This is a genomic window from Anaerotruncus massiliensis (ex Togo et al. 2026) (assembly GCF_030825285.1).
GTDB lineage: Bacteria > Bacillota > Clostridia > Oscillospirales > Ruminococcaceae > Anaerotruncus > Anaerotruncus massiliensis.
Window position 1 is genome coordinate 1 of sequence record NZ_JAPJQF010000014.1, and the last position, 19,529, is coordinate 19,529.

General features: G+C 58.7%; 21 protein-coding genes. 14 read left to right on the forward strand and 7 right to left on the reverse strand.

The window, feature by feature from the left end; all coding sequences use genetic code 11:
• The 5 genes from RCI06_RS06250 to RCI06_RS06270 all read left to right on the forward strand — a co-directional run.
• The coding region (locus tag RCI06_RS06250; protein ID WP_306575067.1) for a transcriptional regulator at positions 1-589 on the forward strand (589 nt) is incomplete at its 5' end.
• A gap of 35 nt (positions 590-624) precedes the next feature.
• Entirely contained in the window at positions 625-1,155 is a 531-nt protein-coding gene (locus tag RCI06_RS06255) for a GNAT family N-acetyltransferase (protein ID WP_057572612.1), read from the forward strand.
• Between the two features lie 1,044 nt (positions 1,156-2,199).
• Positions 2,200-2,670, forward strand: coding sequence for a hypothetical protein (locus RCI06_RS06260; protein ID WP_306575069.1), 471 nt, complete (start codon positions 2,200-2,202; stop codon positions 2,668-2,670).
• 51 nt (positions 2,671-2,721) lie between these two features.
• Positions 2,722-3,102 carry a TIR domain-containing protein gene (locus tag RCI06_RS06265; protein ID WP_306575072.1) on the forward strand — a complete coding sequence of 127 codons (381 nt, stop codon included), beginning with the start codon at positions 2,722-2,724 and terminating at the stop codon, positions 3,100-3,102.
• A 27-nt stretch (positions 3,103-3,129) separates the two neighbouring features.
• On the forward strand, positions 3,130-3,678 hold the full coding sequence (locus tag RCI06_RS06270; protein WP_306575074.1) for a hypothetical protein: 549 nt from the start codon (positions 3,130-3,132) through the stop codon (positions 3,676-3,678).
• A 271-nt stretch (positions 3,679-3,949) separates the two neighbouring features.
• Here the strand turns inward: RCI06_RS06270 and RCI06_RS06275 are convergent, their stop codons facing one another.
• From RCI06_RS06275 to RCI06_RS06285, 3 genes are all read right to left on the reverse strand, one after another.
• Complete coding sequence (locus RCI06_RS06275; protein ID WP_306575076.1) at positions 3,950-4,894, reverse strand: cyclophilin-like fold protein; 945 nt, start codon at positions 4,892-4,894, stop codon at positions 3,950-3,952.
• Between the two features lie 79 nt (positions 4,895-4,973).
• On the reverse strand, positions 4,974-5,843 hold the full coding sequence (locus RCI06_RS06280) for a DUF3737 family protein (RefSeq protein WP_306575079.1): 870 nt from the start codon (positions 5,841-5,843) through the stop codon (positions 4,974-4,976).
• Positions 5,840-6,112 carry a hypothetical protein gene (locus tag RCI06_RS06285; RefSeq protein ID WP_306575081.1) on the reverse strand — a complete coding sequence of 91 codons (273 nt, stop codon included), beginning with the start codon at positions 6,110-6,112 and terminating at the stop codon, positions 5,840-5,842. Before RCI06_RS06285 ends, RCI06_RS06280 begins: the two co-directional genes overlap by 4 nt.
• Positions 6,113-6,252: 140 nt before the next feature.
• Here RCI06_RS06285 and RCI06_RS06290 point away from each other — a divergent pair, with 140 nt between their 5' ends.
• A complete protein-coding gene (locus RCI06_RS06290; RefSeq protein WP_101553054.1) occupies positions 6,253-7,137 on the forward strand; it encodes a LysR family transcriptional regulator in 885 nt (294 codons plus the stop codon).
• 94 nt (positions 7,138-7,231) lie between these two features.
• On the opposite strand, the gene RCI06_RS06295 is transcribed toward RCI06_RS06290, so the two are convergent.
• Entirely contained in the window at positions 7,232-9,973 is a 2,742-nt protein-coding gene (locus tag RCI06_RS06295; RefSeq protein WP_306575082.1) for an AAA domain-containing protein, read from the reverse strand.
• A 221-nt stretch (positions 9,974-10,194) separates the two neighbouring features.
• Between RCI06_RS06295 and RCI06_RS06300 the strand changes: the two genes are divergently transcribed.
• The 8 genes from RCI06_RS06300 (at position 10,195) to RCI06_RS06335 (ending at position 17,288) form a co-directional block, all read left to right on the forward strand.
• Positions 10,195-11,085 (forward strand): LysR family transcriptional regulator, encoded by an 891-nt coding sequence (locus RCI06_RS06300; protein WP_306575083.1) that lies wholly within the window; start codon positions 10,195-10,197, stop codon positions 11,083-11,085.
• 95 nt (positions 11,086-11,180) lie between these two features.
• Complete coding sequence (locus tag RCI06_RS06305) at positions 11,181-11,540, forward strand: MerR family transcriptional regulator (RefSeq protein WP_101553057.1); 360 nt, start codon at positions 11,181-11,183, stop codon at positions 11,538-11,540.
• A 54-nt stretch (positions 11,541-11,594) separates the two neighbouring features.
• A complete protein-coding gene (locus tag RCI06_RS06310; protein WP_306575084.1) occupies positions 11,595-12,329 on the forward strand; it encodes a flavodoxin in 735 nt (244 codons plus the stop codon).
• A gap of 40 nt (positions 12,330-12,369) precedes the next feature.
• Complete coding sequence (locus tag RCI06_RS06315; RefSeq protein WP_146021735.1) at positions 12,370-12,687, forward strand: carboxymuconolactone decarboxylase family protein; 318 nt, start codon at positions 12,370-12,372, stop codon at positions 12,685-12,687.
• A gap of 81 nt (positions 12,688-12,768) precedes the next feature.
• The gene (locus RCI06_RS06320; RefSeq protein WP_306575087.1) at positions 12,769-13,182 is read left to right on the forward strand and encodes a cupin domain-containing protein; all 414 of its coding nucleotides are present in this window, start codon (positions 12,769-12,771) and stop codon (positions 13,180-13,182) included.
• Positions 13,183-13,210: 28 nt separating this feature from the next.
• Positions 13,211-13,924: a DUF4405 domain-containing protein gene (locus RCI06_RS06325; RefSeq protein WP_306575089.1), complete on the forward strand. Its 714-nt coding sequence runs from the start codon at positions 13,211-13,213 to the stop codon at positions 13,922-13,924.
• Positions 13,925-14,115: 191 nt separating this feature from the next.
• The gene (locus RCI06_RS06330; RefSeq protein ID WP_306575091.1) at positions 14,116-15,654 is read left to right on the forward strand and encodes a serine hydrolase; all 1,539 of its coding nucleotides are present in this window, start codon (positions 14,116-14,118) and stop codon (positions 15,652-15,654) included.
• Between the two features lie 128 nt (positions 15,655-15,782).
• Positions 15,783-17,288: a catalase gene (locus tag RCI06_RS06335; protein WP_101553061.1), complete on the forward strand. Its 1,506-nt coding sequence runs from the start codon at positions 15,783-15,785 to the stop codon at positions 17,286-17,288.
• Positions 17,289-17,437: 149 nt separating this feature from the next.
• On the opposite strand, the gene RCI06_RS06340 is transcribed toward RCI06_RS06335, so the two are convergent.
• From RCI06_RS06340 to RCI06_RS06350, 3 genes are all read right to left on the reverse strand, one after another.
• Positions 17,438-17,872 carry a hypothetical protein gene (locus tag RCI06_RS06340; RefSeq protein WP_101553062.1) on the reverse strand — a complete coding sequence of 145 codons (435 nt, stop codon included), beginning with the start codon at positions 17,870-17,872 and terminating at the stop codon, positions 17,438-17,440.
• Positions 17,865-18,245 carry a DUF2089 domain-containing protein gene (locus RCI06_RS06345; protein ID WP_276873070.1) on the reverse strand — a complete coding sequence of 127 codons (381 nt, stop codon included), beginning with the start codon at positions 18,243-18,245 and terminating at the stop codon, positions 17,865-17,867. Before RCI06_RS06345 ends, RCI06_RS06340 begins: the two co-directional genes overlap by 8 nt.
• 149 nt (positions 18,246-18,394) lie before the next feature.
• A complete protein-coding gene (locus RCI06_RS06350) occupies positions 18,395-19,525 on the reverse strand; it encodes an AI-2E family transporter (protein WP_276873068.1) in 1,131 nt (376 codons plus the stop codon).
• Between the last annotated feature and the right edge of the window lie 4 nt (positions 19,526-19,529).

Sequence of the window (19,529 nt, forward strand, 5' to 3'; positions counted from 1 at the left end):
TCACCCAAACGCCGATCTTGCAGACCTGCGTTTGAGTGATGAAATGATTGACCTGCTGAAAAGTGGGCGAATTGATACCGCCTTGCTTTGTGAACTGGCGGCGCACCCGGATTTTGTCAAGCTGCTGGCCGATATACAGATTTATGTTGAGGGTATCGCCGCAACACAGATACAGAACTTGAACGCATGGGTAGATGTGGCGAGGGCCGAAATTATGGAGAAGTACCAGCCGGGGGAGCATGACAAGACCGCTGGTGTCCTGCAAGCCGCCCATGTGCGGGAGGGCGACTATTTCAGCAGCCGGGTACATCACGACATAGACGCTATTATGGAGGACATACGGGAAGCACACAGGGGCAGGAGCGACAGCGCCCCGGAGAATACCATTGTGGACGAACTCAAGCGGGATTTGGAGGAAGTGGCGAACTTCAAAGGCAGTCGGGCGGAACACCTGTTGATGGTGTTGTGTAAGCAGACAAAACTGCGCTACACCAAGCTGACGGAGGAAGAAAAACAATGGCTGACCCGGATTGTACAAAAATCCGAGTTGACGAAAAGCTATGTGCCGCAACGGGGAAAACGGAAATAGCGAGCGACAATCGAGAAATTGCGAGGTAAAAAGTAATGTGTGGATTGATGTTAGTTAGGCCATGTAAACTTTATGCAGAACAAGTAATGTCATACAAAGAAGAAATGTCACAAAATGGGGATAGCTTTGACGGTTGTGCAGGACTTGAAGATGTCTATTCATTTGATGAATGGATTGATTTTGAAGGAAGATTAAGAAAAAAGTATAAAACTGGATATGTTCCATCAGAAGTGTTTTTAGCGGTAAGACAAAGTGACAAATTTCTTGTCGGAATGATTGATTTTCGTCACCCATTATCGGATTTTCTTAAAAATTATGGGGGCAATATTGGATATAGTATTCGTCCATCAGAAAGGCAAAAAGGGTACGCGTCTGAAATGCTAAAACTGGTTTTGCCCATTTGTCGCGACTTCGGAGAAAGTAAGGTTTTATTAACCTGCGATAAAGGAAATGTAGCTTCACAAAGAACGATTATTAAAAATGGTGGGATGTTGGAGAACGAAATTTCTGATACAGTAGGTTTAAGTAAAAGTGGAATAATACAAAGATATTGGATTTCATTATAACATCTTTCAACAATTCCTCGTCTGGGAGATAGCAAAGCCAGCCGAGCCAGTCAACGGTCAAGATGAACGGCGCTTACAGCGCCGCCGTTGACAGTCTCGCCCGTCTTTGCTGATGGGTAATCAAGGCGGGAAAGCCCTAAAATGGCTTCCCGCCCATTCCAATTCTGAGAGGTCGGACAACTCCAAAATAGCTTTGATGGCGGACAAGCACAGTATGGGATTGTCCGTCTTGTCTACCCATTCAGCGGGACGGGCGGCGGCGGTCAAGGTCGGGCGTAAGCCCGTTCATTTCAGCCTTGACGGTTGCCGTCCGTTCTGCTATTTTTGCCGAGTGTCTATACACAACATCGGGCTAACTTGACCCGATGTCCAAGCGGGGGCGAGGGCCGGGGGCTTCATATACGCCCTGTCTGCTGGCGAAAACAGTCCTGCGCTTGTGGCATCCCGCCCCGCAAGCACAGCCTGTTTTCCTGCCGCTTCAAATGCCGTTGCCCTCCACGGCGGCAACGGCATTTTCACGGCAACGCCGACAGAGCGTATAACACACTACACTTTGCTTCGCAAAGTCGTGTGCCAAGGGGCAAGCCCCTTTGGATTCCCCAGACAACAAAACAGGCGGTATGCTGCCCTCTCCGGGAGCATACCGCCGTTTGTTGTTAGCAGCCCGTTTCACGGTCTGCGTGTAGTCTCTTGTAAACTGACCTAAATAAGAGTAGAAACCAGCAGACTGTTTCCACTTATCAGCCTAATAAGCTGGTTATTAACAAATAGCTAACTGCAACAAGGGCAAAAAGGGAACCGCCTTGCGGCGGCTATGTCCATTCGGACGCTAGAAACAGGGAGAGGGCCTAAAGCGGTTATCGAGCTAGATTTGCCCCTGTACCCGCCGGAGCGCAGTACACAAATCCACTGTGTAAGAATCCATTGACTAAATATGAGCAGAAGGGATATATTTAAAGAAAATTCGACTGAATTGTTTTTTAAACCGCTAAAGTATGTTATAATAAGTTGGAAATATTTAACTAAATATAGTGGGGTGACCCAATGCAATTAAAAAACCTAGTCCATGAAGAATATGGAGAAAAATATTATGACCATTTGTTAGAACAGTGGAAAACATGCGTAGAAATGGCAAACAGCAATAGTGAAAAAAGGATAAGCACAAACAATGTATTTATATCAATTAATGCAGCGTTATTCGCAATTATTTCTTTTTCATTAGACTATAAAAGCATACTTCTTTCTGCTATTGGTATTGTAGTATGCGCTCTTTGGCTGAATTCTATAAGTAGCTATAAGAAAATAAACAGTGTAAAATACCAAATCATAAACGAGATAGAAACATTATTGCCTGTTTGTCCATATGCCTATGAATGGGCGCTACTTGGCGATGATAATAAATATAAGAGATTTACACATATTGAAAGAATGCTACCCATTGTATTTATTGGTATGTTTGCTATTGCTATTCTTGTTCCTACAATTAGTTGGCTTGTTGAGCATGTGTGTTTATGAATTGAGTAATTATAATGTCAATAAATATATTAAAGTTAGGAGATTATCCAAATGATTAATGTTTTTATCCCACACCGTTGGAACAACAACGATTACAGTGAAATTAGCGCATTGTTAGACAGAACAAAATATAATGTGCGGGACTACTCCGTACCAGCGAGTTCGCCATTTGATAGCATCGACAAAAGGTACAACGTAGACCCACAAATCCAAAAGCAAATTAAGTACGCTAGTGTGGTAGTATGTTCAAATCGGCCAGCTAATAATGCAGGCATGGCTATCGATGAAATAAAATATGCTCTTAGTGCTGGTAAGCCAGTAGTAGCTGTAAAAATTACAGACAATACAAGTAGTGAAATATCAAATTTGAATATTCCCGTTATTGCAAAGAGAAAAGATTCCTTGGAATTATGGATAAATCAAAATACATAAATGCACATATATTATTAGAAAAGGGGGTTGTATTTTCTGAAAATATCTGTTTTTTTGAGCTATCCGCAACCTCATTTTAATGTGCAAATGATTTTTATTGATAAAGTTAAACAAGCGTTAAATGATCTGGGATTAGAACCAAGGACCTTGGGCGATTCTGACTATGATTATGATGCTCCGTTAACAGCAATAAGACGGTTAATGCTAGAGTCTAATGGGCTTATGACAATTGCGTTTAAAAGAACCTTAATAACGAGTGGTGAATATAAAGCGAATAGTGACATAGGCTGTATTTCAGATCGAATAAAAGATAAATGGTTAACAAGTCCATATTGTCAAATCGAACCTGCTATGGCATTCCAGATAGGTTTACCGGTCCTCGTTTTGCGTGAGAAAGATGTGGTAGCTGACGGGATACTCGAAAAAGGGGTTTTGGGTACATACATGCCAGAATTTGATTTATCTTCTTCTTCTGATTATTTTAAAACTGTGGAATGGAATCAACTACTGAAAAAATGGGAATTGCAAGTACAAAAGGTTTATGAAAAAAAGGGAGAGCCTCCAAAGTTATTTTGAAAAAGTAACGTGAGGGCCTACACCCACCTATCAGGCCTGAATCCCTGTACCCGCTTGGCTTTTATGCACCCAATAATAAAAGGTGCGCAGAATCTGCACACCTTTTCGAGTAAATATGCTTGTTTGACCACCGTACAAAGCCTTTAATAATGCGGTTCTGTAGTTTGTTCCTGTATCACCACTCCGACCAAAAGTAAGAAATCCGAACCCATTGGGTTCGGATTTCTTTTATTGCCCGCGCCGGAGTAAATCCGCTCCATGGCCGCGCATCCTATTCCACCGCCGCGATCTCGGCGCTCCCCGAAAACGTCTCGATCAGGTCCTCCCCGGAGACCGCCTGCCCCAGCGCATAAAGGCCGCCGCCGCTGCCGAAGCGATCGTAGAACATCACCACGTCCCCCCAGGGCGCGTAGTATGCCAGCGTACCTTTCCCGGCGTCCGCCAGGGGCGTTTCCGCCGTGTCCAGCTTGTCCGGCGGGTAAAAGACCTTCTCGTTGGTGCTGAAATCCTCGATCTCCGCCGTCAGGGGGAGCTGTGCATAGAGCGCTTTCGCCGCCCGGCTGTCGTTGAGTTCAAACAGCACCGTGTTCCCGCTTGCCGTTACGCTTATCCGCATCGTTTCCGCCTCCTTTGTCCGGTCGGCTTCCTCTTTCCCCGGCGCGGGGCCCGCCGCGCTTTCGAGCGCGAAGGACACCGCCACGCCGCCGCTGCCGAGTGCGTCCGCAAGGCCCGGCGCGTCCTCGACCCGCCCGAGCGGCGTATAGCGGTACGTGGTGGAGAAGCTCTCATAGAACAGCACCAGGCAGTCGGCGCCGTACAGTATCAGATCTCCCGCGCGGATTTGGGAGGGGACCCGGGAATCGGTGGAGAGGCCGTCGTCGAGATAGCAGTATTTTTCGTTCCCGTTCATTTCGCTCATCTCGAGCGTCAGAGGCAGGCGTTCCGCCAGCGCCCGCGCGGCCCCGCTGTCGTAGAGCCGCGCCAAAAAGGTCTGCCCGCCGACCGTGACCCGCAGGGCGCGCCCGTCCGGCTCCGCCGCTGGGGCAGCGGCGTCCTCCTCCGGCAGATCCGCTCCCGTGGAAGCGGCCGGGGCCGCCTCCGCGTGGGACGGTGGATCGGAAAGGCCTACCCCGGGCGCCTGCCCCGCGTTCCCGCCGCAGGCCGCTAGATTCAAGGCGAGCAGCAGGGCCAAAATCAATGAAAATTCCCGCTTCAATCGGGACGCCCCCTTTCTCCGGGCCCGGCGGGCTTGCCGCGCCGGGCAGGTTCCAATTCGTTTCAAGGCCCCGGGGCCTTTACGCACAGCACGCCCGCGCCTCCCCGCCGGCCGGCCGTTTTGTCACGACCTGCCCCTTGGCCGCTTCGTCGTCCAGGATGATCTCCCCCACGGCGGGCGCCAGGATGCGCCCGGACCGCGGGTTTTTGATGCTGGCGACCGGCGTGGTGATCGTGGCGTCCACATCGGATTTCTCGAAGGCGAGATCCGTGCCGGTCATCTCGCAGTCGACGAGCTTGAGGTTTTTGCAGTAGCAGAGCGGCTGGGTCCCGATGATCTTGCAGTTTATGAGGGTGAGGCCGTCCGAGTACCACGCAAGGTATTCGCCCTTGACCACGCTGTCCTTTACCGTAACATTCCGGGCGTGCCAGAAGGCGTCCTTCGTATCGAGCACGCAGTTTTCCAGGACGGCGTTTTGCACGTACTGGAAGGAGTATTTTCCCTTGAAGCGCACGCCGGATAAATACAGGTCCTCGGCGCGCATCATGAAGTATTCGCCCTCGGCGGCGCCGTCCTCCATCCGGACGCCCCTGACCGACCAGCCGAACTCGGGCGAGACGATGTCGCAGCCGCGCAGGACGGCCCGGCTGCATTCCCGCAGGGCCTTGATCCCGTGCAGCTTCGTCCCGGAAATCTCGATGCTGTCGGAATACCAGAGCGCCGCGCGGCAGAGCCCGGTCATCTCCGAGTCCGTTATTTGCAGCCCGCGGACGTGCCAGAACGGGTAACGCAGGTTGAAAAAGCAATGCTCCGCCCGGATTTCGGCAGACTCCTTAAACGCGCTCTCCCCGTCGGCGGGGCCGTCAAAGGCGCAGTCCTTCACGAGCAGCTCCCTGCTGCCGTAGAGCGCCCGCTCCTGGTCAAAGGTCCGGTTGCTGATCTGTTTCATGTCGGTTCCTCCCTGCCCAATCCGGGCGGTATTGAAATGAGGTCTCGTTCGATCCGGTAAATCAGGTAATCCAGGCAGTCGATCCGCCTTTCGTCCCGGTGGATCCGGTCGAGCAGCGCGTCCCGGTGCCCGGAAAGCACCTTGAGCTGGTCCTTCCTGCCGCCTTCCCTCAGGCAGTCCAGAAACCTTGCGATCAAGTCCGGGCCGCAGCCGGCGTCCATGAGGTTCCGGACCAATTCCTCCCGCGGCGTGTCGCGTTCCGTCGTCATCTGCATCTTCCCTCCGGCGGCTGTTCTGGTTTCATTATAGGCCGGGGAAGAAACGATAGCAAATACTTATGTTAAATATATAACTATAGTTGAAAACTATTTAAATGTCTTTTATACTGGTGGCATAAGGGGGGCGCGTGATGGAGCTGAGAGTCTTACAGTATTTTCTCGCGGTGGCAAGGGAACAGAGCATCTCCGCGGCGGCGGAGTCGCTGCACCTTTCGCAGCCGACCCTTTCCATCCAGCTGAAGAATCTGGAGGAGGAGCTGGGAAAGCGGCTGATGATCCGGGGGACGCCGGGCTCCCGCAGGATCACCCTGACCGAGGAGGGGATGATCCTGCGCAAACGCGCGGAAGAGATTTTGGACCTGGTGAAAAAAACCGAAAGCGAGCTGTCGCTTTCGGACGGGGTGGTGGCCGGGGACATCCACATCGGGACCGGGGAAACCGATATCGTCCGGATGATCGCGCGGGCGGCGCGAAGCCTCCGGGAAACCTGCCCGGAAATCCATTACCACATCTCCAGCGGCAACGCCGTTTACGTGCTGGAACAGCTCGACAAGGGCCTCATCGATTTCGGGTTGGTCTTTGGGGCCGTCGATTCGGGAAAGTACCAGTCCCTGAAGCTCCCCGCAAAGGACACGTGGGGCGTTCTGATGCGCAAGGACGCCCCGCTCGCGGCCAAAGAGGCCGTCGTCCCGGAGGATCTGTGGGATCAGCCGCTCATCATTTCCAGCCAGAAAAGCGACGACTGGCCGCTCACCGGCTGGATGAAGCGGGATATCGCCGAATGGAACGTGGCGGCAACCTACAACCTCGTCTTCAACGCCTCCCTCCTGGTGGACGAGGGGCTGGGGTACGCGCTTTGCCTGGATAAGCTGATCAATACATCGGGGGAAAGCGGTCTCTGCTTTCGTCCGCTCAGCCCCGGGCTGGAGTCCGGGGCGTCCATCATCTGGAAACGGTATCAGGTGCTTTCCAAGGCCGCGGAGAAGTTTTTGCAGACGCTCCGCAACGCCTTATAGGTGGTGCCGGCGGACAGAACAGGAGCCCCGGAGACCGGCCCGCAAAGCCGGTCCCCGGGGCTCCCGCACGACCGGCCGCCCGGATAAAAATTCCTCAGGTAAGAACGCTTTGATTCAGCAGGGTATCGATCTGCCGCTCAAACTCGCCCGCGGTCAACGCGGCCTTTGAGGACAAGCGCCAGAGCGGGATCCGCATATGCTGGATCGCCGCATCCTTTTTCTCATCCCTCGTTCTCTGCTCGGGGGTATTGTGGAAGCGCCCGTCCAGCTCTATGGCCAGGATGGGATTATCGATCGCGTTGCAAAGGGTGAAATCCACGTGCGTGTTGTGGTGCAGGACAAAAGCACGCATGGCGGGGTCCTGATCCAAATATGCCTGATCGGTTATCAGGTTTGCCAGGGGGAGCTTCACCCGGCAGTACATCTGAGGATGTCTGCTGATATATGTATCGATATGCCGGTAGACGGTTTCCTCAAAAATGTTGTCTAAATTGTCGTGCGGCGTGTAGGCGCGCATCTTTCGGTACAAACCGTCAAACAGGCAGACCGTCTTGTCCGGGATTCTTTGCCCGTAGCTGTTGATATAATCGATCAGATCGCGCATTTCCTCGCTTTTGCGGTGCAGGAAAGGCGCGTCCGCCACCATGACGAACCGCTTTTTCGCCCGTGAAACGGCGACATTGAGCAGTTCTTTCTTGAACAGGCAGTGCTCTCCGGACAGGTGGTTGTTGGCAAAGGGCAGATCGTTGAGCACAGTGGAAAAGAATACGGTATCCTGCCCCCTTCCCTGGAAGGTGTGGATCGTACCGCACACGTCCTTCCCGCAGTGGAAGTGGCTTCTCAAATGTTCGCCCTGCGCCTTGAACGGCGTTATAACATACGTCTTTTCCAGCGCCGGGCCGGTCAATTCTTCAATTGCCCGGATCTCCCTTTCATTGCAGAAAGAACTTCCCGATCTGTCCGGCTGCGCATACTTGCCCTGGTCCACCGTCACCATCTGCATCGCGTTCTGATGGGCCTCGGTATAGATGATCAGTTCCCCGTTGTAGTAAAGTTTGTTGCAGTAGTTGATGATCATATAGTCGCACCGGTAGTGCTCCCGCAGGAGGGTCGGCTCCAGGGACCAAACCTTTTGCACGGAGCTCAAAAGGTTCTCCCGGAAGTAGTCATACGGTTCTTTCACGGCCGGCAGGGCGCCGGAGGCCCCGTCGGTGATCGCGCTCAACTGCTTCTGGTCCCCGACAATGATGCAGCGCTCCGCCAGATGGAGAACGGGAAGCCCGGTGATCAAATCGCATTGCGACGCCTCGTCCATGATGACGCAGTCAATTTTGTCCGCGCCCTTCAGCATATCGCTGAAATTGTAAACAAGGGCGTCCGCCGTGGTCAATATCACCGGATAGAACGCCCGGACTGCCTGCTTGCAGCCTCTATACAGGTTCCCTTCCTGGCGCTGCATCACCTCCGCCGCCTTCCGCCGTTCGGGATCTGTGTAAAACGCCCGCAAAAACTGCGCCAGCGCCTGTGTGGAGACGTTGATATAACGGCGGTCGTACAGCTCGGCCAGCTCGCGCTGCTTCTCCCGGAGCCCGGCACGCTCCAACTCCGCGGACAGCTGCTCGATCTCACGCTGCAAGTAAATGGATTCCAGCCGGAATTGCAGCAATAGTCCCTCGGATTTGAAGCTGTCGACATCCAGCCTCCAGATAAAGCTGTTTTTGATGCGGTCCCAAATGGAATAGCGGCCGGTATAGTCCAGCCTTTGCAGGGCGTGGGCGATGCGGTCGATCTCGCGGCGCATGCTTTCAAGGCCGCGGTTCTGAAACCTGTCGATGTTTCGAAATACGGGCTCCTCCCGGAACGCCTCTCTCCGTTTTTCCATATGCCGCAGCGCATTCTCATCTTCCTGCAGCCTGTTTTTCATTTCAACCAGACGGTTGATGTCCGCTTCCATCGCCTTCAGCCGCTTATAAAGCGAATGCAGCGTTTCTTCGTCGGGCGCGCGCTCCGGGATTCCCAACGCGCCGTCAAGCGTTTCCTGCACGCCCGACCTGAGGGTGTGATCCAGCTCCCGCATGATCTGCTGGTTCCCCAAGCGGAGATAGAAGGGGGGCAATCGCAGGCCGTCCAGCTCCTCCTTGATGTTTTCGATCGCGGAGTTGTTTTTTGAAACAACGACGACGCGCTTTCCGCTGATTACCAGATTCGCCAGGATGCTCAGAATCGTCGTCGTCTTGCCGGTCCCCGGGGGCCCTTCAATGACGGAGATCCGTTCGGACAGCGCCTTCTCGATCGCCTGCTTCTGCGAAAAGTTGGAACGGCTGAGCAATAGGATCGGCTGCTCCTTTGCCGTTTCAGGCGGGTCCGCGGACGTTGCAAGGAGGTAATGCGTCAGCAGGCTCTCCGGCTGGAGGTAGGCCTGATGAAAAATGGTCTCCAGCCGGTCCGCCGCCAGTTTTTTCAGATCCGTTTTGGGTTCTCCAGACGCCTCCTCGTGCGGCTGTTCTTTCCGTTGCGAGACAATCTGTTTATAATACTCCTGATAGTGCGTGAAAAGACGCTCGACCTCTTCCATCCCGGCGCCATACGCGTCAAGGCAGGTCCGGTACTCCTCGAACCGCCGCTGTTCCTGCGGGGATGCAAAATGACAGGAGCGGATATTTTCAAACCGGTAGGACATCTCCCGGCCGGAACCGGCAAACCTTCCCCGCAGCTTTCCGCCCTGATAACCGTCCACATGGATTTTGGAGACCCGTCCGGAGGTCCCGGTTACCGCGAGCAGACCGCCATGTTCGCGGGCGAAATCCAAATAGCGCAACAGCTCGGTTCTTTCCATTTGACCGCTCACCCCTTTTCACGGCGATGATACAGAATTTGTAAAATCATCATATCACACAGACGCCGGCGGGTAAAGCCCGCCCGTACCGCCGCATGAGGAATCCCCCCTGTTTTTACCGCCGAGCCGTTATTGCAGCGTCGGCGCTTCCCGTTTTCCCCTCCCCGCCCCCTTGGAGGCGCTTTCAAAGTATGCTATCATGGGGGCAGGAGGTGAGAGCGGTGGAACTTCGCGTTTTGAACTACTTCCTGGCCATCGCCCGGGAGGAAAACATCACCAGGGCCGCGCAGATGCTCCATGTGACACAGCCCACCCTGTCCCGCCAGATCATGCAGCTGGAGGAGGAGCTCGGGGTCAAGCTCTTTGTCCGGAGCAACCACAACATCATCCTGACGGAGGCCGGCATGCTGCTCAAGCGCAGGGCGCAGGAACTGGTCGCCCTGGCGGACAAGACGAAAAGGGACTTCCGGCACAAGGCGGAGGAGCTCGCCGGCGAGATCGCCATCGGCAGCGGGGAATTCCTCAGCACCAGCGTCTTTTCCCGCATGATGGGTTCCTTCCGGCAGGAGCACCCGCTCGTCCGGTACCAGATTTACAGCGGCAACGCCGACAACATCCGCGACTCGATCGAGCGGGGCCTGCTGGACCTGGGCGTGATGACCGAGCCGGTCGATATCCGCAAATACGACTTTGTCCCCATGCCGCTCAACGAGATTTGGGGCGTATTGGTGCGGACGGGCTCCGAACTGGCGGAGCGGGAAGCGGTCCGCCCGGAGGACCTGGCGGGCGTGCCGCTGATCACGTCGGCGGGGGATTTTGTCCAGAGCACCTTCGGGAAATGGTTTGGGCCGCTCTACGACCGGATCAACATCGTGGCGACCGGGAACCTGCTGTATAACGAGGCGATGCTGGCGGAGAGCGGCATGGGCGTCGTCCTATGCATTCGGCTCAACTGCACCTATCAAAACCTCCGTTTCATCCCCCTCGCCCCCGCGCTGGAAACCAACACGGTGCTGGCGTGGAAAAAGGACCAGGTGTTCGCGCCCGCGACGGCCGCATTCATCGACTACGCCCGGCAATACCTTTCCAGCATTTCTAGCGATAAAAGATAAGTATTAGACATTTCACGCGTGGGCAATTACAATGAAGGTGTTCCCGAAAGGGAGCGCCTTTCTTTTTTGAATGAGCGCTGTGAAGAGGTGGCAGGATGACGATCAACGAAGCGAGCGAACGCTACCGCATCCCGATTGAGGTGCTGCGGGAATACGAAAGCTGGGGACTGTGCGGCGAGGTCAAAAGGGTCATGGGCGCCTGGCAATATGACAGCCGGGACCTCGAACGGCTGAGCATGATCATGACGCTGCACGACGTGGGCTTCAGCAACGGGGAGGTGGAGACCTACATGCGGCTGCTGCTCTCCGGCCGGGACACCGAGCAGGAGCGGATGCGGATGCTCAACCGGCTCCGCGACTGCGCCATGGACGAGCTCCACTTTAAGCAAAAGCAGCTCGACCGGCTGGACTACCTGCGCTACAAGATCCAGCAGGCAGCAAAACAACACGGATAGCGCCGGGCAGCCGGTCTGACCGGATGCCCGGGATTCAGAAAGGAGTCATGCAACATGAAAAAATGGTTTGCCGTCCTGGCGGCCTGTACCATGACCTTCGCCCTCGCCGCCTGTGGGGGCGGAGCGGCCGCCGGGGAGGACCCGGCGGCCCTCTCCCAGCCGCAGGCCGAAGCGCCCGCCGCCCCCTCGGAGCCTTCCGGCCCCGAGTCCGTCGCGGCGGAAAGCGGGGCCCCGGGCGCGGCGGAGGGCCCGCAGGGCGGGGAGGAAACATCTGAAAGCACCGCTGCGGCGGAAGAAAACAAGGAGGATGAAAGGATGAAATCCCTGGTGGTCTACTTTTCCTGGTCGGGGAACACCGAATCGGTGGCCAACGAAATCCAGTCCCAAACCGGCGCAGACCTGTTCGAGCTGGTCCCTCTGACCCCCTACACCGACGATTATAACGCCCTGCTCGACGTCGCGCAGGAGGAACAGCGCGCCGGCGCGCGTCCCGCCATCTCCGGCAGCGTCGACCTCAGCGGGTACGATGTGATCTACCTCGGCTATCCCAACTGGTGGGGAGACATGCCGATGATCCTCTATACCTTCCTCGACGGCTACGACCTCTCCGGAAAGACCGTCGCGCCCTTTGTCACCAGCGGCGGAAGCGGGTTCTCCGGGACGATCGGCGCCATCCAGTCGATGGAACCGGACGCCAGCGTCGCGGAGGGGCTCTCCCTCGGCAGCTCCGCCGCCGCGGACCCCGGCGCCGCCGTGGCCGAATGGCTGGACGGGCTCGGACTGGCCTGAAAAGGCACGATAAAACCCTGATTTGATAAGGAGGCCGGTTATGAAACAGACAGCGGGCCGGGACGCCCTGGGCGATTTCGCCCCCCAATTCGCCGCGCTCAACGACGACGTACTGTTCGGCGAGGTGTGGGCGCGGGAGGAGCAACTTTCCCCGCGCGACCGCAGCCTCATCACCGTGACGGCGCTGATGGCGGGCGGGACAATCGATTCTTCGTTTGCATACCATCTGGACGCGGCGAAGAAAAATGGGATCACCAGAGCGGAAATCGCCGAGGCGCTCACCCATCTCGCCTTCTACTGCGGGTGGCCGAGGGCCTGGGCCGCCTTCCGGATGGCGAAGGAGGTCTGGAAGGACTGAAGGGCCCGGCCGGGCCGGGAAAACGCCCGTCATGGAGCACGCTCCACGGGCTGAAAACAGATCTGCAAAGGAGTCTTCCGTATGAATGATTTCAGCAGCGGCGCGATCTTCCCGCTGGGGGAGGAAAACGACGCCTACGCCCGGTATTTCACCGGGAAGTCCTATCTCCGCATGCTCTCCACCGAGGGGGTGGGGATCGCCAACGTCACCTTTGAGCCGGGCTGCCGCAACAACTGGCATATCCACCGGGCAAAGGCGGGGGGCGGGCAGATCCTGCTCTGCACCGGCGGGCGCGGCTGGTACCAGGAGTGGGGAAGGCCCGCCCGGGAGCTCCGCGCGGGCGATGTGGTGAACATCCCCGCCGGGGTCAAGCACTGGCACGGCGCGGCGAAGGACAGCTGGTTTTCGCACCTCGCGGTGGAGGTCCCCGGGGAGCAAACGGAAAACGAATGGCTGGAGCCGGTGGACGACGCCCAGTACGGTGGGCTGGCGTAACGGCCGGTCACCGGGGGGAGGGACGCCCTTGAAGCCGCGCCAAATGATCAAAATGGCCGTCGACCTCCTGATGACGGCCCTCCTGTTCCCGTTGATGGCCTTCCATCTGACCGGGCGGGCCGCACACGAGTGGATCGGGGCGGGCATGTTCCTGCTGTTCCTCCTTCACAGCCTGCTCAACCGGAGATGGTACGCGGGCCTGCGCAGGGGGCGGTACACCTCCTTGCGCGTTTTGCAGACGGCGGTCAACCTGCTGGTCCTGCTCTCGATGCTCGTCCAGCTGGCGAGCGGCGTATTGCTCTCCCGGTACGCGTTTCGTTTTCTCGGGATCGCCGGGTACGCCGCCCCCGCAAGAATGCTGCACCTGCTGGGGGCCTACTGGGGCTTTGTCCTGATGTCGCTGCACGTGGGGCTGCATTGGGACCTTGTGCTGGGCATGGCTCGGCGGATGCTCCCCGCCCGCGTTTCAGAAGGGCCGCTCCGCCTGGTTGCCCGCCTGGGGGCGGCGCTGACCACGCTGTACAGCGCGGCCGCCTTCGCCCGGCACGGGCTGCTCTCCTATATGCTGCTGGAGGCCCGGTTCGTGTTCTTCGATCACGCGCAGTCCCCCCTCTCCTTTTTTGCCGATTACCTGTCCATGGCCTGCCTCTGGGCCTTCGCGGCCCACTGCGCGGGGAAGCTGGCCCGCCGGGTCCCCGCCCGGGGCCGCCGGAAATGCGCCCCGCCCGGCCAGGCGGCTTAGATGATGAAAAAATGCGGTCCGGAGGCAGTCTCCGGGCCGCGTTTTCGTCCTCCGCAGATTTTTTTCGCGGATTCCTTGACAAACGCCTTCGGGCCTGCTATTCTAAAAAAGGTAAGTGTAACTAAAATAGTTACAGAAAGAACATTACGACCGCACGGCAATCCCGCGCAGAACAGAAAGGCAGGTACCAGATGAATACACGCGAACATGAGACCATGAAGATGCGCGGCAGCGCCAACACGTCTTACCTGGGCCGGACCGTGGACGAGATGGTTTGGCGCTTTATGGAGGAGCAGGGCATCCCGGGCCTGACGCTCGCCATCGTCCAGGCGCCCTACATCCCCCGGGTGGTGGGCTACGGGCTCTCCGACGAAAAGCAGCGCCGCCTTGCCTCCGCCAACACGATGTGGCCCGCCGGCCCCATCTCCCAGGCGTTCGCCGCCGTGGCGGTGATGCAGCTCTTCGAGGACGGCGCGCTCGACCTCGACGCGCCCGCCGGAAACTACCTGCCCGACCTGCCGGAAACGTGGCGGAACGTCACCGCCAGGCAGCTCCTGCGCCACGCCGCCGGCCTGCCGGACATCCGGGGGGCCGAGGGCTTCTGCCCCTACCGCAGGTGGAGCTTTTCCGAGCTGGTCGCGCTGGTCGCCGGCCGGCCGCTCTCCTTCCGGCCCGGCACCCGGGTGGAGCAGAGCGCGACCAACTTCCTCCTCCTCACCGAGATGGTGGAGCGGATCAGCGGCATGAGCTACCACGACTTTGTCACGAAACGGCAGATCGATTTCCTGGGGCTGCGCCGCACCGGGTTCGCCGAGGACCTGGACGGGTTCCCGCATGAGGACGTGGGCCGGACGGACAACGTCCACCAGCTTTTCAAGGCCGACCGGCTCTACATCGACCCGACCGAGCCCGCCGCCAGCTACGACGGCGAAGGCGCCGCCGTCCGCCGTCAGGATTCCTCCGCGCTGCGGGGCTTTTCGGACATCTGGGCCTCCGCGCAGGACATCTCCTTCTGGGACATCGGCCTCGCGGGCTCCGTTTTGATCCACAAGCCGGAGAACCGGGCGCTGGTCTACGCCCCCTGGAAGCTGCCCGACGGCCGCGAGGTCCCGGCGGTGGCGGGCTGGCAGTTCTACAAGCACCGCGGCCTGATGGACATCAAGGGTTCGGCGCCCGGGTTCTCCTCCTTCCTCAGCCGGTTCACCCACTCGGAGGAGCTGGTCTGCGTGACCCTGATGGCCAACCGGGAAGGGGTGGATTTTACCAACCTGGGCAGGCGGATCGCCGGCGCCTTCGGGGACCTGCTCTCCACCAATTACGACGACAACAAGCTCTTCCTGCTGGAGGGGCAGCTCCCCGCCGCGGACACCGTGTCCCGGCTGGAGGAGGCGCTTCGGGAAAAGGGCGTGCCCCTCTTCGCCAAGTACGACCACGCGCAGAACGCCCGCGAGGCGGGATTGGAGCTGCGCCCCACCACCGTGCTGGTCTTTGGCTCCCCCAGCGTGGGTACCGCGCTGATGCAGGCCGACCAGAGCGTCTCCCTCGAGCTCCCGCTGCGCATCTCCGTGTGGGAGGACGAGGCCGGCAGCACCTGGCTCGCCTTCCCGCGGCTGGGGAGGCTGACGGCGGAGTACGGGCTGCAATCGCACCCCGCGGTCCCCAGGATGGAGGCCCTGATGGAGGAGCTCGTCCGCAGGGCGGGCAACGTCTATGGGGCGCGCCCCTTCTGAGCGGTCCGGGCCGCAAAAGCGACTTTTTTTGCGCCAGGAGAAATTTTCCTTGTTTCCCGGGAGAAACTGTGATAAGATGAAATCATAGGAATAGTAACCGATATCAATTTAAGGAAGGAGTGCATATTATGGAGAATAAAAAGCTGACCAACGAGGTGGGCGCTCCCGTTGCGGAGAACGAACACTCCCTGACGGCGGGACCCCGCGGGCCTGTAATGTTACAGGATGTGTGGCTGCTGGAAAAGCTGGCCCATTTCGACCGGGAGGTCATCCCCGAGCGGCGGATGCACGCCAAGGGCTGGGGCGCCTACGGCAATCTCACCGTCACCCACGACATCTCCCAATGGACGCGGGCGAAGGTCCTCCAGCCGGGCGCCAAGACCGACCTCTTCATCCGGTTTTCCACCGTGGCCGGCGAGCGCGGCGCGGCGGACGCCGAACGGGATATCCGCGGCGTGGCGGTCAAATTCTACACCGAAGAGGGCAACTGGGACCTGGTCGGAAACAACACCCCCACCTTCTTCCTCCGGGACGTTCACAACTTTCCCGACCTCAACCGCGCAGTCAAGCGCGATCCCCGCACCGGCCTGCGCTCCGCCCAGAACAACTGGGACTTCTGGACGCTGCTGCCCGAGACCTTCCACCAGACCACCGTCGTCATGTCGGACCGGGGCATCCCCGCGACCTTCCGGCATATGCACTTCTTCGGGGAGCACACCTTCTCCCTCTACAACGCGAAGAACGAGCGGGTGTGGTGCAAATTCCACTTCAAGACCCAGCAGGGCATCAAAAACCTGACCGACGCGGAGGCGGAGGCGCTGGTGGCCAAGGACCGCGAGAGCCACGGCCGCGACCTCTTTGAGTCGATCGAGAAGGGCGACTATCCGCGCTGGACGATGTACGTGCAGATCATGACCGAGGAGCAGGCCCTCAAGCACTACGAGAACCCCTTCGACATCACGAAGATCTGGCGGCATGCCGAATATCCCCTCCACGAGGTGGGCGTGCTTGAGCTCAACCGCAACCCGGAAAACTACTTCGCCGAGGTGGAGCAGGCCGCCTTCACCCCCGCGCACGTGGTGCCCGGCATCGGCTTTTCGCCGGACAAGTTCCTCCAGGGCAGGCTTTTCGTCTACGGAGACGCACAGCGCTACCGCCTCGGGGTGAACTACAACCAGATCCCGGTGAACCGGCCCAAGGTGGAGGTCCACGACTACCACCGGGACGGGTTCATGCGCACCGACGGCAACTACGGCGCTGCGCCCGCCTACTCCCCCAACAGCCAGGGCGAATGGGCGGCCCAGCCGGATGTGATGGAGCCGCCGCTCGATCTTTCGGGCGCGATGTACGCCTACGACCCGCAGGACGACCCCACCGACGACTGCTTCCGGGCGGGCGGCGACCTGTGGAGGGTGATGACGGAGGATAAGCGCGCGCTGCTCATCGAAAACACCGCGCGCAACATCGAGCCGGTCACCGAGAACGTCAAATACCGTCACGCCGTCCACTGCTACTGGGCGGACCCCGCTTACGGCGAGCGCATCACCGCCGCCATGGGGCTCGACCTGGAGAAGGTGAAGGAGCTGGCCAAGGGCGACCACAAAAGCCTGATCGCGGCCACGCTCCGCGCCTGAGCGCCCGCCTCGCGCGGATTTCCTGAAAAGCGCGCCATTGCGCGGCGTATCTTTCCATCCCCGGGGCCCATGGGGCCGCGGAAATGAAACCGGGCGCCGGACCCCCGCGGGGGTCCGGCGCCCGGTTTATCCGTGCCGTCCGTCTTCGCCTATTCGAGCACCACGCGCACCTGGTCGCCCGAATCCTCGTCGTCCACGTCGACGATCGCGTAGGGCAGGGTGATCTCGCCGTCGTCGATGCTGGCGAGCAGCTCGTCGACGTCGATGTTGTTGAGGATGTCAAGCGCCTGCTGCGCCTGCGGGTCGTCCTTGGCGCTTTTGAGGCTGATCGCGCCGATCGATTTGCCCATCTTGAGCCCGACCCGCACGAGCGAGAAGGGGACGCGCACGTTGACCTTCTGCTTGCCGTTCTCGGTCACGAGCACGACCACCCGCTTGGGGGACACGCCCGCGCGGGCGGGCGCGGCGGTCGTCAGCTGGCGGGACTCCTCGGCGGGCAGCGCCTCCATCAGGCGTTCCGCCTCCTCGACCGAAATCGCGCCCTCCTGGAGCATCTCTAAAATCATTCTGCGTTCTTCATTCATGGTTTGTTCCTCCCTGCAACAGGTTTAACGCCTCTTCGGCGGTGATCCCGCCCTCCTTGAGCCGGCTCAGGATCTCCAGCCTGCGGGCGGATTCGGTGTCTGCTTCCTCGGAAAGGCCCAGCGCCCGGATCAATTCGTCCAGGCGGTTGCGCGCGGTGGGATAGGAGACGCCCACCCGCGTCCCGACGTCCTTGAGGCTCCCCCGGCAGCGGATGAACGTCTCGAGAAAACGGAGCTGCTCCTCCGTCAGCCGCGCGAACCGCCCGAGCGGGAAATCCCCCGCGACCTCGGTATTGCAGGCCGGGCAGCGCAGCAGGCAGACGCGCATCTCCTGCCCGCAGGCCGGGCACTTTGTCGGTATGCTTCCTGCCATGGTATCCCTCCTTTTGATGTTATTATAACCTATTTTTTGATAATATCAATATAAATATTAATATTATTAAGTTTTATTTTGATTTTATTTATTTCTGATTCAAAAAGAGGCCGGGACGCAATGCGTCCCGGCCCCTTTGGAAGCGTCGGTTATCCGCCGGCGTTTCGCCGCGCCTCCCGGGCGCGGGTGGCGCGCCCGAGCAGGATATAGATGATCGCGAAGACGGGCGTCCCGAGGATCATGCCCGCCACCCCGAAGAGCCCGCCGCCGATCGTCACGGCGAAGAGCACCCACAGCGGCGGCAGCCCGACCGAGCCGCCGATCACCTTGGGGGCGATGATGTTGCCGTCGACCTGCTGGACGACGACCACGAAGAGGATGTACCACAGGGCGCGCAGGGGGTCGATCATGAGCAGGAGGAAGACTCCCGGAACCGCGCCGATAAACGGCCCGAAGAAGGGGATGATGTTGGTGACGCCCATGACGACGCCGATCAGCATCGCGTAGGGGAAGCGGAAGATCGAAAGGCCGATCACGCTCACGATCCCGACGATCATCGCGTCCAGCAGCTGGCCGGAGACATAGTTGCCGAACGTCTCGACCGAGACCCGCGCCGCGCCGCCCAGCCATCCGGCGGCCCGCTCGGGCAGGAAGGCGCGCCCGAGGCGGCCGACCTGGGAGAGGAGCTTTTCCTTGCTCATCAGCAGGTGGATGGAAACGATGATCCCGATGACGAAGGTGACGATGCCGCCGCCAAACGAGACGACGTACCCGAGCATCCGCGGGACAAAGTCGACGAGGAAGTTGAGCAGCACGTCCGCCGCCTGGGAGAACCAGGCGGCGATCTGCTCGAGCGCCTCGGCGGGCAGGGTGAGCTCCCCCTGCAGCCGGTTTCCGAGCACCCGGAGGGATTCCAGGTAGGCGGGGATGTTGTTGCCGAGCGTGACGACGCTCGCCGCCAGCTGCGGCACGACGACCCACAGCAGCACGCCGAACGCGGCGAAGGTGACCAGGTAGGTGGACACGAGCGAAAGCGGCCGCACCATCCGGGCGGAGCGGGGGTTCCTCCCCTCCGCGAGCCGGTAAAATACCTTCTTTTCAAAGAGGACCATCACATTGTTGAGGATGAAGGCGATGGCCACGCCGACAAAAAAGGGGGCCAGCAGGCCGCCCGCGACACGCAGCGCCCCCGTCAGGCGGTCCATATTGCTCAGCGCGAGGTAGAGGACCACGGTAAACGCCGAGACGATACAGTAGCCCCTGATCTTCTGTTTGTCCAAAGCG

Coding starts and splice junctions, on each gene's coding strand:
- RCI06_RS06255 (WP_057572612.1), top strand. CDS start 625: ATGTGTGGATTGATGTTAGTTAGGCCATGTAAACTTTATGCAGAACAA.
- RCI06_RS06260 (WP_306575069.1), top strand. CDS start 2,200: ATGCAATTAAAAAACCTAGTCCATGAAGAATATGGAGAAAAATATTAT.
- RCI06_RS06265 (WP_306575072.1), top strand. CDS start 2,722: ATGATTAATGTTTTTATCCCACACCGTTGGAACAACAACGATTACAGT.
- RCI06_RS06280 (WP_306575079.1), bottom strand. CDS start 5,843: ATGAAACAGATCAGCAACCGGACCTTTGACCAGGAGCGGGCGCTCTAC.
- RCI06_RS06285 (WP_306575081.1), bottom strand. CDS start 6,112: ATGACGACGGAACGCGACACGCCGCGGGAGGAATTGGTCCGGAACCTC.
- RCI06_RS06290 (WP_101553054.1), top strand. CDS start 6,253: ATGGAGCTGAGAGTCTTACAGTATTTTCTCGCGGTGGCAAGGGAACAG.
- RCI06_RS06295 (WP_306575082.1), bottom strand. CDS start 9,973: ATGGAAAGAACCGAGCTGTTGCGCTATTTGGATTTCGCCCGCGAACAT.
- RCI06_RS06305 (WP_101553057.1), top strand. CDS start 11,181: ATGACGATCAACGAAGCGAGCGAACGCTACCGCATCCCGATTGAGGTG.
- RCI06_RS06310 (WP_306575084.1), top strand. CDS start 11,595: ATGAAAAAATGGTTTGCCGTCCTGGCGGCCTGTACCATGACCTTCGCC.
- RCI06_RS06315 (WP_146021735.1), top strand. CDS start 12,370: ATGAAACAGACAGCGGGCCGGGACGCCCTGGGCGATTTCGCCCCCCAA.
- RCI06_RS06320 (WP_306575087.1), top strand. CDS start 12,769: ATGAATGATTTCAGCAGCGGCGCGATCTTCCCGCTGGGGGAGGAAAAC.
- RCI06_RS06330 (WP_306575091.1), top strand. CDS start 14,116: ATGAATACACGCGAACATGAGACCATGAAGATGCGCGGCAGCGCCAAC.
- RCI06_RS06335 (WP_101553061.1), top strand. CDS start 15,783: ATGGAGAATAAAAAGCTGACCAACGAGGTGGGCGCTCCCGTTGCGGAG.
- RCI06_RS06340 (WP_101553062.1), bottom strand. CDS start 17,872: ATGAATGAAGAACGCAGAATGATTTTAGAGATGCTCCAGGAGGGCGCG.
- RCI06_RS06345 (WP_276873070.1), bottom strand. CDS start 18,245: ATGGCAGGAAGCATACCGACAAAGTGCCCGGCCTGCGGGCAGGAGATG.